Consider the following 17617-nt stretch of genomic DNA (forward strand, 5'->3'; position numbering starts at 1 on the left):
GCAAATCAGTCATGCCGTGCCGCCGCAGGGAAGCGGGGCGCGGTTCTTGGAGAACATTTACATGGCATCGGTCAACAAAGTCATTCTCGTCGGTAACCTGGGCGCCGACCCGGAAACCCGCTACATGCCCAGCGGCGACGCCGTGACGAACATTCGCCTGGCGACGACCGATCGCTACAAGGACAAGCAGTCCGGCGAGTTCAAGGAAGCCACCGAGTGGCACCGCATCGCGTTCTTCGGCAAGCTGGCGGAGATCGCCGGCCAGTACCTGAAGAAGGGCTCGTCGGTCTATATCGAAGGCCGCATCCGCACGCGCAAGTGGCAGGACCAGGCTGGCCAGGACAAGTACAGCACCGAAATCGTCGCGGACCAGATGCAGATGCTGGGCGGCCGCTCGGCGGGCGGCGGTGAGGAAGGCAGCTTCGGCGGCGGTGGCGGCGGCTACAGCCGCGAGGCCCAGGGCGGCGCCGGTGGTGCTGGCGCAGGCGGTGGTGGTGGCGGCTACGGCGGCGGCCGTGCCCAGGGCGGCGCCCAGGGTGGCGGCGCACAAGGCGGCGGGCAACGCCGCCCGCAGCAAAGCCCGTCGAACGGCTTTGAAGATATGGATGACGATATTCCGTTCTGAGATTGCGTAACGGAAAACTGTAAACATCAACCCCGCCTTTGTGCGGGGTTTTTCTTTTTAATCAGTACTTTATGGGCAGTGGTGCTGTGTAAAGATTTGGCGGCCATCCATCTAAGAAAAGTGAGAATCACAGCACAAAGCGAGAATGTCGACTTCGGCGGAGGCAACGCATAGCGGGGTTGGCATTGAGCGGTGCAGTTGTCTATGGTTTGACGATGCAGTGAAAGGCGCGAGCCCACCGGAGCCTCGCCGCCAGAGTCTCGATTCCTTGCGGAGGGCGATCCATGACTCCTCACTTCCACGTCGTCATGGTCCGACACCAAACCGGTGAGCGGATACCGATCCTGCTCGACGTGGACCGCCAGCCGATCACATGGATCAACATGTACCTGCTCTTGCGCTTGCGGCCCCGGCTGGCATCCAGCAGTCAGGAGAAGGCGCTGTATGTGCTCGGCCTGTTCTGGGCATGGTGTTCCATGCAGACCATTCCTGTGAGAGAGCGGCTAGAAAGCGGGGATGGACTTACGCCCGAAGAGATCGTCAGCCGGCTGTACCCCTGGCTGCGCCATAGCTTTCAAAGCCGCGGATCGGTGAGGCAATTGGTCGTTTCACCGAATACGGTGGCCTATCGTATGCGGGTCATATCGCAGTTCATCACCTGGCATCTCGAGAACGCGATGGCTAAGTGGCCGGTCGGCAGCCCCGAGATCGGACAGATCCGCGCCAAGCTTCAGGTCCTGCAGCGGACGTTCGCTTCCACGGGAATTGCTCGAACCGAACTGCAGGAACACGCGACCGCGCTGAGTAGCGACGAGCTTGCGTCTCTGGTGGAGATCTGTCGCCCGGGAAGTGACGGCAATCCGTGGAAGCCAGCCTATCAGCCACGAAACTACCTTATCTTGTTGCTGATGGCGACGCTTGGCCTGCGACGAGGCGAGGTGCTCAAGCTGCGCATGGGGGACTGCTTGCTATCGCGACCGGTACCAATGGTGCAGATCCGGCGGTCCCCTGACGATCCAGACGACCCTCGGCTTGACGAGCCGCAGGTCAAGACGGAGTCGCGCATACTGCCGTGCGATATGTCTCTCGCACGGCTGCTCGATGACTACATCTGCAGCGGACGCCGAGAGATTGCAGGATCCGATCGGACGCCGTTCCTGTTCCTCGCGCGGAGTGGGCAGCCGATGAGTCTGTTCCGTGTCAATGGCATCCTGGATCAGATTGGCGCCGTACATCCGCAGTTCCGGGATCTGCATCCGCACGCCCTGCGCACAACGTGCGCGACGCTCTTCCGAGCTCAAGGCGTGAACCGCGGTCTCGACGAAGACCGGATCGACAAGAACATGATGTACTTCTTCGGATGGCGCTCGCCGACTTCCATCAGGGCATACATCGCCGATGCGATCCGAAAGGAGGCGAGCGAGATCAGTCTGAGCTATCAGGCCTCACTCCTTGGGACCGTTCGTCGCTCATGACGAATGCCGAAATCAACCGCGAAATGGCGCCGCTACTTCGAGAGCACGACCTGGCGGAGTTGCCAGACCATGTGGTTGATCGGGACGGTCGAGTGATGGATCTGACCCAATCGGTGTGGAAATTCAATGTACCGACCGGCCATCAGGCGTTCGACTGGGCATGTTGGTCGCAATCGAACTTCATCGTCGCCTATGCATTAAGGCGTTGGACGATCTTGCTGCTGACGCAGGTCGCAAGTGCCAGCGCAGGTAACGCCCTTCGACACGCGCTTAGTGCGTTGAGCGGCGGCGCGTCCAGCGGTGAGCCGATGGCGGAAGACATCCAGCAGCGATGGCATATCCTCACGCACTTCTCCAGTATTCCGAGCCTGCGCGTCTCACTGCGCAGCTTGGTGGACCGATGCGTGCAGGTTCTGCGGGAGCGCAAGGCACTCGATCAATTCTATGCACTGCGCAGTTGGTATCGATGGTCCGCGGAGATGCTGGAGTGCCTCGGCTTTGACGAGGAGTTTGCGTTCCGGCTGGATGAGGTCCGCATCCCCGCACGATATTCCAGGCTTGCAGTGGAGTTGGATGACGAAGACTGCGGCCCGCTCTCGGACACAGAGTTGATGGCACTGCGCCGGGCGTTGAAAGAAGACCGTTCGCCGGATAGGCAGCATGTCATGGAGCGAGCTGCAGTCGCGCTCAGCCTCGCCTACGGACGTAATCCGGCCAACTATTGCCTGCTTCGCGAAGCGGACTTCAAGAACAGCCTGGATGGCCTCGAGGTTCCACCGAACTGGGTGCTCTCCATTCCGCGGATCAAGAAGCGAGGGCGGGCCCCTCGGCAGGACTTCATTGACGAGCGCGTCGGGGACGAGCTGGCGCGTGTTCTCAGAGAGCTGCTGGAGGTCAATTGTTCCGTCGATTGCGGAGAGCACCCACGTGCGCTGTTCTTACGGGACACTCCTGATGCATGGAAGCAGAACACCGGGGTGGGAGAGTACGTGCATCACCTCACATCGAAACAGTTCCTCGCCCTCATTAGAGGATTCGGCACGCGGATGCGTGTGTTCTCGCCGCGTACGATGGCGCCGTTGCACCTGTCGTCCCGCCGGCTGCGCTACACCTTTGCGACGACGATGGTGGAGCTTGGCGTCTCCCGGCGTGTCCTGGCGGCTATGCTGGATCATTCCGACACGCAGAGTGTGCACGTCTATTACGCCTTGAAGGGGCGGCGTCTCACGGCGATGCTCGACCGTGCCGCAGCGGTGCGCCTGGGTCCCCTCCTGAAGCTGTTCCGTGGCCAGCCAGCCTTGGAAGATTCAGTGGGCTCGGTACCGCTCCACAAGCGGGTGCACTTCCTGGGCGATATGCACGCCGTGCCGGACGTCGAGATTGGTGCCTGCGGCAAGTCGCAACGTTGCGATCTCGATCCGCCGTTCTCCTGTTATGTCTGCCCGAAGTTCCGGCCATACGTGGAGGCGGATCATGAGGCAGTGCTGGCCGAATTGCTGCGTAGCCGGGAAGAGCGCCGAGAGCGTTACGGTGAACGTGTGGCGATCCAGATGGATGAAGTCATCTATGCGGTTGGTGAGGTCGTGCAGGAGGTGGCGCGATATGGCAAACGAACCAATAAGACGTAAATCCATGGCGGCGGTCGGGCGCTCCAGCAATGCCGTCTCTGCGAACTGGATCGAAAATGCATCGCGCCTTGTTGCGACCGCGAAAGCGAGCTTGCCGTTCGCGGGTGTGCGATGGAGTGATGCGGTGTGGGACGTGTCGGCGAGCTACCGTCACCGCACGCGCGCCTATAAGGCTTGCCGGCCTGCATTGCGGTTGCTGTTCACCCAGCATCGCGAGACCGCTAGGGTTGCAGCACCCCCCTTGGATCGGCCGTTCGCGGACATCTTAAAGGCCCTGGTGTGTCTGCGGCACCAGCAGCGTGGTCAATCCGCTGGCAGCCATATGGTGTTCATTCGGGCGGCGCGCTATGTATTCGACCAACTGGACGCAACTGGCCTGGCGCTTCCCGATCTCCGGTCCGACCATCTCGATCTCGCGGCCGCGCAGTTGTTTGCACGAGAAATGGCCTCCAGCGCCTACAAGGCCGTCGGTCACATGGAAGAGCTTGCGGATGCCCTCGATCACCATGGACTCTGCCGGATCAGGCTCGACTGGCGCTGTCGCAACAAGGTGCGGCCCCAGTCGATGATCGAGGGTTCCACGGATGGCTTCCTGGGTGGTGCGGGCACCTCTGATCGTCTGCCCACAGAGGAGGCCATGCGGGCGATTGGTCACCTGTATCAAATCATTCCCCGCAACGCACCACCAGGTGATCCGGTCAGCGCGGACCGGATCCTGATCCTGATCGCTACCATCATGGTCTGCACAGGCCTGCGCGTTGGCGAAGGGCTGACGCTGCCCGAGCAACCGATCTCTGTGGCACGAGACGGCAGCCGAAGCCTGCGCTACGCGCGGCTCAAGGGCGGGGGCGATGACGTCGCGGTCGAATGGTGTCACAAGACACTGCTGTCTGCTACGGAGGCGCTCGTCCAGGACGTGGTCGCTGAACTGCGGACGGCAACGGCCGGCGCGCGCAGTGTGGGGCGACGGTACAGCGAGACCGGTGTGCTGCTGTCCGACGTCGTGCTCGCCGATGAACTCGATAGCGCGGCCATCCGGACTGCACTGGGGCTCCAAAGCGCCAGTGTGCCACTGTTCCTTCAAAGCCGGCGGATTCCGTACGAGGTGGTCGACCGGCGGCTGCGAGTCAAACGCGACGCGCTGCTGGAGGGTATTGCCCGCGATCACTGGAATGCGCCAGTCATTCCGGGGTCGGCCGGGCAGGCCTTGGCATTGCACGAAGCCCTGTGCGTCGTGTATCGGAACCAGATGCACCACGGTACCCGTTCGACGCTAACCTACGCCGCGCAGCCCGTCACCGATCAAAACATGGGGGACTTCCTGGCGGGACGTACCGGTTGTGCGTCGGTCTTCGATCGCTACGGTGTTCAAGGGGAAGATGGGCAACGACTCCAGGTCCGTTCGCACGGGCTGCGTCACTTCCTCAATCATCTATTGGATGAAGGGGGTGCCCCGGACCTGGTGCAGACGAAATGGTTTGGACGCAAGCACGCGGCCGACACAAAGGCCTATCAGCACCTGACCTATGCCCAGCGGTCTGCCAAGGTAATCGAGGAGATCATGGGCGGCCGAATGCAAGGACAAGTTGCCGAACAGATCAAGGCCCTTCCGGCGGAGATGACGCGGACGTTCCTCGCTGCGCGTATCCATGCCATCCACGACGTGGGGCCGGGCATGTGCATCCACGACTTCCAGCTCTCGCCCTGCGAGCGTCACCTGCAGTGCACGGCGAACTGCGAGGACTTCCTGTGGATCAACGGGGACGAAGCGCGCCGAGATGAACTCATGCGGCAGGCTGCGGTCGTGCAGGTCAGCTTGCGTACGGCGGTGGATCGGAGCAAGGGTGTGCCGGCGCGATCGGATTGGTACCGACACCTGAAGCATCGCTACGCGCAGCTGATGCAGCAGTTGGCCACGCTGGGACTGGGAGAGGCGGACCTCCGCCCCTATCTCGACGAAGGAGATCGACATGGGAAAGCTGATCCGGGCAAACGCGAAGGTTAGCGCCGATAGATTGGCAACCATCCTCGCCGAGCTGGAGCGCTGGCGGGATCGGGAACTGGGCCGTCAGCTGGCATGGGAGCGTATCGAGTCCTTCTCGGGATACTCGCGGCAGGCACTTAGTCGTCATCCCGACATCCTGCGGGCCTTCCAGGCGGCCAAACATGCGCTGGCATGCCCGGACCGGCCGTCCCGGTCGCGTGGGCTCGACGAGGAGTTGGCCTTCCAGGACCGCACCATCGTACGCTTGCGTGAGGAGCTCAGCCGATATGAGCGGCTGGAGCAGCAATGGTACGCGCGATGGCAGCGCGTCGCGTTGCACTGCGGAAGGCTGGGTCTGAGTCTCGAAGATCTCGACAGGCCGTTGGAGCAAGGCTTGCAGAACGGGCCGAAGCGTGGTGCCTGAAGGCGAGGAAGATCTGCCGTAGCTATCCCTTGCCCCGGCTAGCACTGCCTTGACACCCTTGGCGATGATGTCGGGACGCAGGCCCAATCCCCACACCTCGGGTGGCGCGCGCGGGTCGACTTCGATGATCTTCTGCTGCACGCGAACCGCGGCGCCATCGTGGGTGGCCTTGCGATAGAAGTAATCGGCCTCCTTGGCCCAGCCGCCGCGTCGCGTCGATTTGGCATGCGACAGGAAGCTGCGGCCGACGGCGAGATCCTCGAAGCGGCGATGGTGATGCACCTGATTGCGTTCCCACAGTTCCTGATCGAAATCCCGGATCCGCCCTCGAGGGCAGCTATCGGCCAGTAACCGTCATTGCCCATCGCTGAACGAATGGCTGCTTTGGCACAGGCAGCAGTCGAGACTTGATTCCTTGCTGGCTTGATTTCCATTAGCGCGACTCTGCAGCTTCCAAACCACTTACTTGCACCAGATTCCCGCTCAATTAGCCCGATTTTTCTCCGAAGATCTGGCTCTCATTCGGAGGATCGGCTGATACCGGAAACGGAAAATGGCTGAATGCCCTTCGAGCACCCCTCGGTCGATAAAGGAGTGTTGAAGGATCAGTGTTCAACTGTGTGGGCTACCCGACTGAATGCATGAGGGCGGTCTGCGTTCCCGCATTACGCCGCTGCCGCAACTGGAAGCCGAAACGGGGCGCCGAGACGATTGAATGCGTTCATGGCGGCAATCGTAATAGTGAGATCAACGAGGTCCTTGGGCGAAAATGCTGCCGATGCGGCCGCATAGGCTTCGTCTGAGGCATGCGTCTCACTGACGCGCGTCACTTCCTCCGCCCAGGCCAACGCGGCCCGCTCTTGCTCGGCGAATAGGTGCGGTACTTCATCCCACACCGGAACCAGCGTGATCTTGTCGACCGACATGGTCTTTCTGAGATCGCGGCTATGCATGTCAATGCAATGCGCGCATCCGTTGATCTGGGAGACGCGGAGGAACACGAGGTGGACAAGCTCCTCGGGGAGATCCGTCTTCTTCGTGACATAGTGGTGGATACCAAAAAGCGCCTTCGCGCCGTCAGGCGCTATCTCTTGCCAATTCAAGCGGGTCATCTCGGTCCTTTTCTGTTGGTGATGGGGTCTAGCGTCGCGGTCCGCGCGCCCGAGCCGCCTATCGACTTGGGCCGCGATTCATGTCATAACGCAAAGTTACTCCGCCAGGCATTGAAGATACAGGCCCAAAAAGTGGAGAAACGACTGGCCCAAAATGAATCACCCGAATTCGCCCGCCGTGCTGTCCGTTCTGGTGGACCGCGCAACCGCCGTGCCGATCGGCGACCAGATCCATGCGAGCCTGCGACAGGCGATCGTCGAGGGTCGGCTCCTACCTGGACAGCGTCTTCCTTCCGGCCGGGACCTCGCTGCGCAGCTTGGCGTCGCCCGCGGCACCATCCGTGTCGCCTACGACCGTCTGATCGCCGAGAATCTGGTGTTCGGCGCGGGCTCCGCGGGCACACACGTATGCGCGCGGCTACCTGTCGGGCGAGCCGGCGGCGAAGCCGCACTCGATGGGCCTCTGGCGGATTTCACCCGCCCGTTCTCGAGCGTCCCGCTTCCGTTCCAAATGGGCGTACCTGCCCACGACGCGTTTCCCGCCAAGCTCTGGGCCCGCATGCGGACGCGTGCCGTACGCGCCGATGCCTTCGCTTACACGGCCTATGCTGATCCGCGCGGCGAGCCTGCCCTGCGAGCCCAGATCGCGAGCCACCTGGCCGTAAGCAGGCAGATGCAATGTCATCCGGATCAAATCATCGTTACCAGTGGATACCGGCAGGGTCTGATGCTGGCACTGACCGCCCTGCGCGCGCACGGCCGCAAGGCGTGGCTCGAGGAGCCAGGGTATCCGCTCGGAAGGCGAGCACTGGAAGTGACCGGAGCCGAGGTCGTACCCGTACCCATTGATGCCGAGGGGCTGCGCGTCGAAGCCGGCGTCGCCAGCGCGCCAGACGCTTTGCTGGCGCTGGTCACGCCCGGCCAGCATGCACCGCTGGGCGTCACGATGTCGCCGGCACGCAGGCGCGCGCTGCTCGAATGGGCGGCGACAAGGGGGGCCTGGATCATCGAAGACGACTATCTCGGAGAACTACAGCTCGACGGCCGGGCCGCACCGGCGCTTGCCGCCGGCGAGGGCGCCGAGCGTGTCGTTCATATCGGCGCGTTCAGCAAAACGATCAGCCCGGCGCTGGGCCTCGGTTTCGTCGTTGCCCCGCGCGCAGTGGCGGAGCGTCTGGTGGAGGTCTGCGCCGTGTTGGCCCCGGCGCCGAACCGGACCACCCAATTGGCGGTGACGGAGTTTCTGCGGGATGGGCACTACCTGCGGCATTTACGCCAGATGAAGGCACTCTATGGCGAACGGCGCCGCCTGACGCTGGCGCATGTCAGCGAGTTTCTGCCGGGCACGCTGATGGCGGGTCTGGGTGTGATCGCACCGCTGCCACAAACCGCCGACGACCGCGTGGTTGTCGGCATTGCCCGCGCACGCGGCCTCGCACCTTCGGCACTCTCCGCATGGTACCTTCGCCGCAATCACGCGCAAGGCGGCTTACTACTCAGTGCGACAAACCTGCGCCCTGACAACATCGAGGCCGTGTGCGCGACGCTTGCGGGTATCGTTGCTTCATCGAGTCGTAGCCCACATGAGTCCAATGGTCGCGAAGGCGGCGTCGGAGCGTCCACTTTCTAGAGATATCGACGACGGCTAAGGGTCGGAACCGAGGATCCGTAGCTGCGGCGGGCCTGGCGACCGCGGAACTTCCGCGTTCGGCCAGTAGCGGTCATTGCCCTTCGGTCGGCAAGTGGCTGGTGTTTGTTCATCGACAGCCGCAGACACGAAGGACGACACGCTGACTCATCCCCTAGCGTCAGAATCAAAAAAAGGGCTCCCCGCGCAGTTCTCAAAACCCATCGCTGAGCGACTTCTTCCACTCACCGCGGAAAGCTTATGCCTCTGGACGGCCAAGAGCGTTTTGGGCATTATCAGCCACACGCATCGGATTCGACGCCCAAACCGTTTCGAAGCACGGGGCAACAAAGCCGCAGCAGCAAGGATGGACCCGCTAAATGAACGGACGACCTAGTGGTGGTGTAGCGTCACCAACCGATGCCCTCCTCACTCGCACGCATGACGCAAACTGAACCTACAGTAGAAACAATGGACGTTGTCGACAAAGCCCAGTTGCGCCGGATCGAGGCAACGCACAAGGGCTTTCTTTATCAACATTTCTACGGGGTAGCGTGCCTGCTCCTGGTGAGTCAGCTAGGCTGGACGCGCATGCGCGTGGAGGTGGACGAGGATCTGGAGTTGGAGTTCAGCGGCCGCTACGTCTATGTGCAAGTCAAGTCGCGGTCCAAGCTCGTGCAGTTTGGCGACATTGCCTCAGCACTGGAGCGATTTGAACAGTACCGGGCTCGACACGTTCCCGGAGGCAGGGCAGGACAGGCCGAGTTTGTGCTGGCACTGAACCGGGATCCTGCACCTGCCCTGAGCGCGCGTATCGCTGCCGGCGAATTTCCACAGGACGTGCGCTTCCTGCGTCCAGGTCAGACCATCGCGGGACTGCCCCCAGTATGGGTGGACAACGAAGAGGCATTTAGCTGGTGTGTCGCAAGAGCCGAGATGCTGCCCTTCATCATGGTTGCGCCTGATGTCCTGGTCCAAAACCTGGCAGGCGCCATGATGCGAATGGCTGCGGGCCTCGACGAGTTCGTCCGGCACGAAATCACCGCCGTGCGTGCGACCGTAATGCTCAAACAGTTCGTGCAGCAGGTCCATGAGTTCCCGGCTCCGCCACTCAACTACCGGCCGCAGGACAACGAGCCATCGCTCGTTACCGATGTGCCAATCCGCCTAATCGTGGGTTTCTCTGGCGCAGGCAAAACGTCGTGGGCGGCGCAGGCCGCTTTGGCCGATGCGCAGCCACGCGCGTACTTCGACGTGGCGGACCTTCCCAGTTCATCCGTGGGACGTGCACTGGCGAGAGAGCTTGCTGCACGCTGGCTCGGCGATAACCCAGATGGACGGCAGGCAGTCGCGAGCGAAGCGCTGTCGGGCGTGGAAGCACTGCGGTTGGTGACCTCGTCTCTTGAAGCACAACGGGCGCGCACAGTGGTGGTCGATAACGCGCACCGTTTAAAGGTTGAGGACGCACGAGCGATAACCGCTGCGATGGGGAATTTGCGACTCGTCTTTCTGGCACAGCCCACGGCGGAGTTGGACCTGATGAGCACCGCCTTGGATGTTGAACCACAGACGCTGCAGGGCTGGGGGGCCGACTCCATAGGCTACGAGGCGTCCGCGCAAAATTGCACGGCAAGCATGGCGACCGCCATTCGAGTCCGGGCTCTCACGGCAGGCCTCCCGCTCTACGTGCGCAGCGCCATCTCCGTGGCCAAGAAAGACTACGGCTCGGACTTGGAGGCCTTCTGTGATGCGTTCGAAGGTCAGTTGCTCAGCAGCGATACCAGACAACACACCCTACTGTCAGTGGTCTTTGACGGGCTCGATGAGGCGTTCAAGCAGGTTCTCGCATGCGCCAGCCTCTCCGACGTCCCACTCACAGCCGAGGAAATTGCGGGTATGGTCGCGGAGGCCTTCTCGCTTGACCGACCGGCTACCGTGCGTAAACTCCGCTCGCTACGCACCCGAGGCTTGCTGCAAGCCTATGGCAGCCAGCGCAGCAAGGTGCATGACGCGATACGGCCGATAGCGCTCGAACATTTGATCGAAGAACCGGAGGCCGGTCGGCGCGCTAGAGCCTTTCTGCTCGATTTGGTCGAAACGTCTCTCAAGGAAGACCACGAAAGGGAGCGTTTCCCCCTGTTCGTCAGGTTGCTGATTGAACTACGGGACGTGGCAAAGCTGGCTGATCTGGGCACCGAAGAGGCATTTCACGAGGGGCCCGAGTTCCCGCAGATGTGGCCGGTACTCGAGGCAGCGGCGAGTGACCTTGCCTTGCCCGCCGAAGTCCGATTTGAGTGCCTCGATGCACTGTTGTACCACCGGCAAAAGCACGGCCCCGACGAAACCGTTGCACCGCTTCTGAGCCAGATGGAGGCGCTGATCGATGGCGGACTGGAGAGAGACCGTCCGCGCCTCGTGTTCCTACAAAAGAGCCTAATCTATTGGGCTTCCCAAGGCGACGAAGCCCAGGTTCAGGAGTTGCTTAGCAGAGCGGAGCCCTTGCTGCCCGACAAGGCATCGTATCGTCTAGTGTTTTCATATACCGCGGCGCTTGCGTTGTGGATGGTATCGAGACCAGCGAGTGCGGAAAAATTGCTCAACGACCTAGTGGGTGAGTATCTTGCAACGTTGTCGATTAACATCGAGGAATTCATGTTGAACCCGGGTCCATACGCGGCAAGGGTACGGGCGGACGACGACTACGGGACTGATTGCAAGCATCTGGCCGACTGCTTTGATCTGCTTTCGCGGGTGCTAGAACAACTGGGGCGGGCACAATCCGCGCCGCGCAAGATCGCTGTTCGCCTCTTTGAGATCACAGGCTCATGGGACTCTGTCGCCCGGGTTGGGATTGATCTCGTCTACCAGCATTTGGAGCGCCGGGAGCTTCCACAAGCTTTGCAACTAGCCAGCGAATCACTACCCGAAGTTGTGCGCGTCAATAATTTGGTGCGCCACACGATTCCGCTGCGCTATCTCCACGCGCATATTCTGGGAAGAATGGGTCAGATCTCAGCCGCGCGCGAGATTCTAAGGACCGCAGATCCCTTTCTCGATTCCTTGCCTGGCGACGAACGGTTGGAGGCAGCACGGCTTACAAATTTTCTTCGATGAACGCCCACACCACTGCTTAAAGGCTGTTTTGCAGAAAACGAGCTCCCCGCGTTCTTTGGGCCAGGCTAATCTGCCGCCCTGTTGCGCCGCTCCGCTTTACGCGCGGCAGTTGGCCGTACCGACATAGATTTTGGCAAATCTCGGCTCAGCTCCTGCATACGCTAAACTCGTCACTTCTCGTGAGGTAAGCAGTGCCCTCTTGCAACGCCTCGACGTCTCTAACATATGGGCGGCTTTGTCATGCACTCGGAACACCACCCCGGTCATCGGTTTGAAAAACTCGTCGCAGACTTGTTCCGGCGGATATGGAAATGCGACGTACGGTCTAACGTGACAGTTCCAGGAGAATTGGGACACGATTTTGAAGTAGATATCTTCATTGATGCGCCATCCAATAGAACGGTGGCCGAAGTGAAACTCTATCGATATTCGTCTCCGCCCCCGGTTGGCACCTTTGTTCGCGCGCTTCGCCAGATACAGCAGATCAAACGGACTACCTTGGCGACGATAGGAATACTGGTCATCAGTTGCCCGTTGACACCGAAACTCGCAGAGGCGGCGCAAGCCCACGATGAAATTGAAGTGTGGGATGCGAATTCCGTTTTCACGCGTGCGTCGGAGTTTCCAGATCTCCTGCGAGAATTCGAACAGTTATTCGAAGTCAGCGCCCCACTGGCGCCAGAATTCTTGAAGGCAAGCCAAGAAAATCTTGGGTACATCGCAATAGCAAAGGACGGACAGCGACTTGCCGATCGACTTAAAGAAATTTCCCCAGGCAGACCAGAAGCTCGAGCTTTCGAGGATGCATGTATCAATGCGCTTCGATATCTTTTTGAGGCTGATCTTCACGGCTGGTATGAACAGCTAGATACCGAGGATGGACCGCATCGTCGCGACTTGGTCTGCCGGATTCTTCCAAAATCCGAGGTTTGGCGCCTGATGCTCGACGATCTGCACAGCAGGTATGTTGTCTTCGAGTTCAAAAACTACTCCGAGCCTATCACCCAGCACGAGGTTGTGACGACAGAGAGATATCTTTATCCGTCTGCGCTCCGGAACGTTGCGATCATTATTTCGCCCGAGGGGTGTGCCAATTCGGCGGACAAGGTCATTCGTGGTGCCATGCGGGAGCACGGGAAACTTGTCATCTCACTGACAGTGGCCGAGATAGAGACGCTTCTCATCAGCAAGGACGATGGTGCAGATCCAAACACCTACCTCTTCCAGCGCGTGGATGATTTCCTGCTGAGCCTCGGTCGATAGCGACGCCTACCGCCGTTCATCCGCAGCGCAAGGAATAAAGCCTATGCCGTCGCGCCAATGGCTATCTTCTTTGAAAATTGAGAGGATCACACCGAGCGCGGGATCGACGGTCACGCTTGATGCGTTCGCCCAACACCGGCACCGCGGGATAATCGCCCAAAAACCTGCTATATATTGTCGCCACATTGCTTCATCCGACGGATACTACGATCCTAATAAATTTAAATAGCAATGCGTCTATCTGAAGTCGTCATTAATAATTTTTGCTCATGCGATCCGGTGACTGTCTCGTTGAGCAATTTCAACCCTATTGTCGGATACAACAACTCTGGAAAATCCAATATCCTTAGAGCCATCAACTGGTTGTTGCGGAAAAGTGTTCTACCGAGCCATATGTTCTATGACCCCGCTAGGACGGTCACGGTAGAAGGAACCATTGAAGACGTCAATCTGCAAGTACTTCCTGGAAATCAGCAGCAGGCTGTCGCCCCGTATCTAAACGGGCGGTCGCTGAGATTTCGACGCAAGCAACCATCGCCAGGATGCCCCACCGGGCAGCTAAAGATCGACGTCTTTGACCATCAAGCTAACACCTGGGTCGACAACCCTGCGGGCCTGGACAACGCTATCGCGGTCCTATTTCCGGAACCCCTGTACATTGAGGCAATGGAGGACGCTGGCGAGGACGTCGGCAAGTTTGGTGCCAAGAACACCATTGGCCTTCTGCTGAAACATGTATTGAGCAGAATCAGCGCAAACAATCCCCTCGCCGTCGCGGCAATGAGGGCAGCGCTGGCTCAAGTCTCGGGGCACTTCAATGGGCAGAATCGGATGGCGGAGCTATCCGGCTTCGAGGCGAATGCGACTGCTGCCATCTCATCGTTCTTTCCGGGGCTATCGCTCCATTTGAACTTCACGCCTCCTGAAATCGAAGACCTGTTCAAGTCTTCCACGATCACCCTCTCGGATGCCCAAGGCTGCCCACGACCGTTTACGTCGTTCGGCCATGGTGCACAGCGAAGCGTCCACATGGCGCTGATCAAGCTGCTTGCTGATTTGACGGGCGGTGCGGCTGGCAATCCCGGCAGTACTGTCGTCCTACTCATTGACGAGCCCGAACTCTACCTCCACCCGCAAGCTATTGAGTTGCTTCGGGAGTCGCTTCTGACGCTGTCCAATCAGAATTTCCAAGTCATCTTCTCGACCCACTCTCCACTCTTGATTGGACGGGCTCATGCTCTCCAAACGCTGATCATTTACAAGGACGCCGCCAACAAAACCGCGACACGACAACGGCTGACATCCGCCGCTGCCGCATTCGCGGCACATGCGCACCACGCGGAAGCCGTGTTCTCAATACAATCAGCCACACATTTGTTGTTCTCCGAGAAGGTGCTGCTCGTCGAGGGCAAAACGGAGCAGATGTTATTGCCTCACATCTACCAAACAGCGCACGCCCATTCCTATGCACATGACAAGGGATGCATTGTCTCTGGCTCAAGTAGCTCAGCACTGGTACCCCTGATTCAGATTCTGCAAGCTGTCGGATTTGCCCCCAAGGCACTGGCAGACTTGGATTTCGTTTTCAAGGTGGCTCCCCAAGCGGGACTGGTGAACCCGGCGGATCAAGCCTTTGTCGACTGCAAAAACTGGTTCGCCAACCACGCTACCGCCCTAGGGATTTTTCTCGACGGAAACGGACTGCCCACCCGAAAAGGGCCCAACGGCGCATCCTCGGCCTATAGCGCGGCGGAGGCGTTTGAGCTTATGGCCGCCGCGATGCCTAACGAAGTCAACGCGCTTGTTCAGATGCTACGCCATCACAACATTTGGGTGTGGTCCGGCGGAGCGATCGAAGTCCACCTGGGCATCGGCAAGAACGATCAAGACCGAGTCGGCTTCCTAAACAATGCCACCCAGGCCGGAAATCTGAATCATGCCGCGAGACCTCAGGATCTGTATGCCCTCGCGCAATGGATGTAACCGAAACTCGATTCCCCTCTGGCCATGCTGACGTTTTGGGTGATGCTCGCGGCAGAACTTCACCGGGCCAGTCACTGGCAGGAAGGCGTGGGGCCGAGGCTGATGAAGGCCTTCCAAGCTCATCACGGCGCCACGGCGCTCATCCAGTCTCTCGGTTCCACGGCTTGATTGCTGCAGGCCCTACCGCATACGGGGGACGCGCGACAATGTCCTCTATCCGCTCCCAAGCAGACATCGGAGATCGACACTCAAGCGGCTGCTTCGGGTCGACTGCAGCCCGTCGCCGCCACCAGGTCGGCTGCGGACGGGGCCTCATTCTGCCAGTTGCTGTTGTGCTTTATAAGGTGCCGGAGAAAGAGCCCCGAAATTGCCGAGCATTCGCGCCCAAGTGAGCTCGCGAGCGGCGCAAAATAGCATCACCTCCGCGCGAACCGCGCATCGATCCCCGGCGCTGTCATGGGCACAAAACGGCCCAAAACGCCCGAATCTTTACAGTCGCCGGGCTGCCTCGCTTCGAAACCGGCTCCCCATGCGGTCTTGCGGTCAATGTTTACACCGTGACGTAACAGAACCGTTCTGATCCTCCGTCAGCCGTTCTTGTGAAGAAAAACCCCGCAATGTGCGGGGTTTTTTTATYTGCGGCATCGGCGCCTGTGTCGGATGGCAGCGTGGCTGGTCAGGAACCGTCCGGTGAACTAGCGCGACTGGCGCCCGGATCGTCGTGCAGTCAGCCCGTCCAGCACCGTCGCCCAAGCGAAGGGGCGCGGATCGGCCAGCATGCTCATGGCGCGCGCGTAGTCGAGCGTCAGGCCGGGCGTCCACGCCATGGTGGTAGCGCGCTTGCGCAGATGGGCGGCAACCCACAGTTCCGGCGTCAGAAGCAGCCGCAACAGCGGCCACCAGCCATCGAGGCGCGCCCAGACGCGCGCGGCGGCGCCCTCCAGCGCGGCGTCCAGCGCTTGCGCCACGGTACTTGAGCAGTTGCGGTGCGTCAGGTTGTAGGTGGTGTTCTGCCGATCGTCGTGCCAGAAGGTTCGCAGGCGTTCGGCATCGTAGTTGCGAATGCGCACCTGCACCGTGGACGGACACCACGCGCTTGATTCGGTGGGATAGTCCGGCTGGAACAATCCGGGCACGTCGTTCTCGCGCGTGGCGCGCAGCAGGCGAGCAAAATCGTCCGGAGAGCGGTCGATCTCGACGGCCGGATAGAGGCTGATATAGATCCCCTCCGGCGACTCCAGCGCGGCATGGCCTGTCGAAATGACGCCGTCGCGGTCCACGGCGGCGATGTAGCGGTCGATGATCGGCTGGCGCTGCGCCTCGGCCTTGGCGGTGCCCACCGGCGTCCACACATGAACGATCAACGCGCGCTCGTCTGCGGCAGGCGGGCTGCGCCATGTCGTCAGCCGCCGTCTGGCAGCCCCGTCCGACGTGAACGCCGGATCATCCCTCGAGCCAGGACCGGCGGGCAGACGCCGTACGCGCGACGCCAGCAGCAACATGTTCCAGCCGCCGAAGATCAACCCGAGCCCCACGCAGTACGGCACCGTGCCAACGTAGTGAGTCGGATAGGGTTGGATGAAGAAGATGGCAAGCGCGATTTCGAGCAGGCCGCCGGCCATTGCCAGACGCCAGGTGCGAAAGCGCACGACATGCGCCGAAGCCACCTGCAGCAGGCCATCGGCAAGAAACAGCGTGCCAAAGATCAACGACAGGATCATGTGGCCATGATGATGGCCGGCCAGCACGAGAATCGCCGCCACACTGAAGGCGACGCCCTTGACGTAGCGCAGCGTCCGCTGCCCGCCCATGCCGGTCGAGGCCACGGCCAGCGTGGCCAGTCCTTCGAGCAGCAGCAGCCAGGCGAAGGGCTCGATCGGAAAATCGAGTTTGCCGTCCAGCGCATCGACGAACAGCACGGTGCCCACCACCATGCTGACCGCCCCGGCCCAGGCCAGCCCCTTCCATCGGGTACGCAGGTAATCGACTCCCAGCAGCAGCATCAGCAGGCGGACCATCGGCAGCTCCGGCGCCGTGTCAAGAACGGCTCGGRTGGAGTCTATCGTGCAAAAGCGCGGTGGAAAAATCYAATTTCAAAAAATTTGAATAACTACGTGAGACTTCAGCGGATTTACGTCACTTATCGCCCCGTATAGTTCATCCCATCGCAACGCCACACCAAATCAGCGGCGAACAGCGAAAAGCAATAAAACTGAACGAATCAACCTTTAGCTACCGGAGAAACCACCATGTCGAACGCCACCAACGCCAAGCTGCAAGTCCTGACCCCGCGCAACAGCCAGCTGATCATCATCGACCACCAGCCGCAGATGGCCTTCGGTGTGCAGTCGATGGACCGCCAGACCATGAAGAACAATGTGG

Annotated in this window: 12 protein-coding genes and 1 pseudogene; 11 read left to right on the plus strand and 2 right to left on the minus strand. The window is 60.5% G+C overall.

Annotation, left to right across the window (positions count from 1 at the left end; all coding sequences use genetic code 11):
- Positions 1-61 precede the first annotated feature (61 nt).
- The 6 genes from AB4Z27_RS13375 (at position 62) to AB4Z27_RS13400 (ending at position 6487) form a co-directional block, all read left to right on the plus strand.
- Positions 62-625 (plus strand): single-stranded DNA-binding protein, encoded by a 564-nt coding sequence (locus tag AB4Z27_RS13375; RefSeq protein ID WP_092291718.1) that lies wholly within the window; start codon positions 62-64, stop codon positions 623-625.
- Between the two features lie 284 nt (positions 626-909).
- Positions 910-2100, plus strand: coding sequence for a tyrosine-type recombinase/integrase (locus AB4Z27_RS13380; protein ID WP_441644602.1), 1191 nt, complete (start codon positions 910-912; stop codon positions 2098-2100).
- A complete protein-coding gene (locus tag AB4Z27_RS13385; protein WP_441644603.1) occupies positions 2097-3728 on the plus strand; it encodes a tyrosine-type recombinase/integrase in 1632 nt (543 codons plus the stop codon). Before AB4Z27_RS13380 ends, AB4Z27_RS13385 begins: the two co-directional genes overlap by 4 nt.
- On the plus strand, positions 3703-5733 hold the full coding sequence (locus AB4Z27_RS13390) for an integrase (protein WP_441644604.1): 2031 nt from the start codon (positions 3703-3705) through the stop codon (positions 5731-5733). Before AB4Z27_RS13385 ends, AB4Z27_RS13390 begins: the two co-directional genes overlap by 26 nt.
- Positions 5699-6136, plus strand: coding sequence for a hypothetical protein (locus AB4Z27_RS13395; RefSeq protein ID WP_441644605.1), 438 nt, complete (start codon positions 5699-5701; stop codon positions 6134-6136). Before AB4Z27_RS13390 ends, AB4Z27_RS13395 begins: the two co-directional genes overlap by 35 nt.
- Before the next feature lie 225 nt (positions 6137-6361).
- Complete coding sequence (locus tag AB4Z27_RS13400; RefSeq protein ID WP_441644606.1) at positions 6362-6487, plus strand: hypothetical protein; 126 nt, start codon at positions 6362-6364, stop codon at positions 6485-6487.
- A 314-nt stretch (positions 6488-6801) separates the two neighbouring features.
- Here the strand turns inward: AB4Z27_RS13400 and AB4Z27_RS13405 are convergent, their stop codons facing one another.
- The gene (locus AB4Z27_RS13405; protein ID WP_092295395.1) at positions 6802-7248 is read right to left on the minus strand and encodes a carboxymuconolactone decarboxylase family protein; all 447 of its coding nucleotides are present in this window, start codon (positions 7246-7248) and stop codon (positions 6802-6804) included.
- 154 nt (positions 7249-7402) lie between these two features.
- On the opposite strand from AB4Z27_RS13405, the gene pdxR reads away from it, so the two are divergent.
- The 4 genes from pdxR to AB4Z27_RS13425 all read left to right on the plus strand — a co-directional run bounded on the left by pdxR (position 7403) and on the right by AB4Z27_RS13425 (position 15235).
- The gene (pdxR, locus tag AB4Z27_RS13410; RefSeq protein ID WP_101683429.1) at positions 7403-8878 is read left to right on the plus strand and encodes a MocR-like pyridoxine biosynthesis transcription factor PdxR; all 1476 of its coding nucleotides are present in this window, start codon (positions 7403-7405) and stop codon (positions 8876-8878) included.
- Positions 8879-9346: 468 nt separating this feature from the next.
- Positions 9347-11989: an AAA family ATPase gene (locus tag AB4Z27_RS13415; protein WP_441644607.1), complete on the plus strand. Its 2643-nt coding sequence runs from the start codon at positions 9347-9349 to the stop codon at positions 11987-11989.
- Positions 11990-12229: 240 nt separating this feature from the next.
- Entirely contained in the window at positions 12230-13252 is a 1023-nt protein-coding gene (locus AB4Z27_RS13420) for a restriction endonuclease (RefSeq protein ID WP_441644608.1), read from the plus strand.
- 231 nt (positions 13253-13483) lie between these two features.
- The gene (locus AB4Z27_RS13425; protein ID WP_441644609.1) at positions 13484-15235 is read left to right on the plus strand and encodes an ATP-dependent nuclease; all 1752 of its coding nucleotides are present in this window, start codon (positions 13484-13486) and stop codon (positions 15233-15235) included.
- Between the two features lie 695 nt (positions 15236-15930).
- Here AB4Z27_RS13425 and AB4Z27_RS13430 read toward each other — a convergent pair.
- Positions 15931-17253 (minus strand): HdeD family acid-resistance protein, encoded by a 1323-nt coding sequence (locus AB4Z27_RS13430; RefSeq protein ID WP_441644610.1) that lies wholly within the window; start codon positions 17251-17253, stop codon positions 15931-15933.
- 231 nt (positions 17254-17484) lie between these two features.
- Here AB4Z27_RS13430 and AB4Z27_RS13435 point away from each other — a divergent pair.
- Positions 17485-17617, plus strand: a pseudogene (locus AB4Z27_RS13435) (hydrolase); the annotation flags it as partial.

Source organism: Cupriavidus sp. KB_39, from assembly GCF_052114485.1.
GTDB lineage: Bacteria > Pseudomonadota > Gammaproteobacteria > Burkholderiales > Burkholderiaceae > Cupriavidus.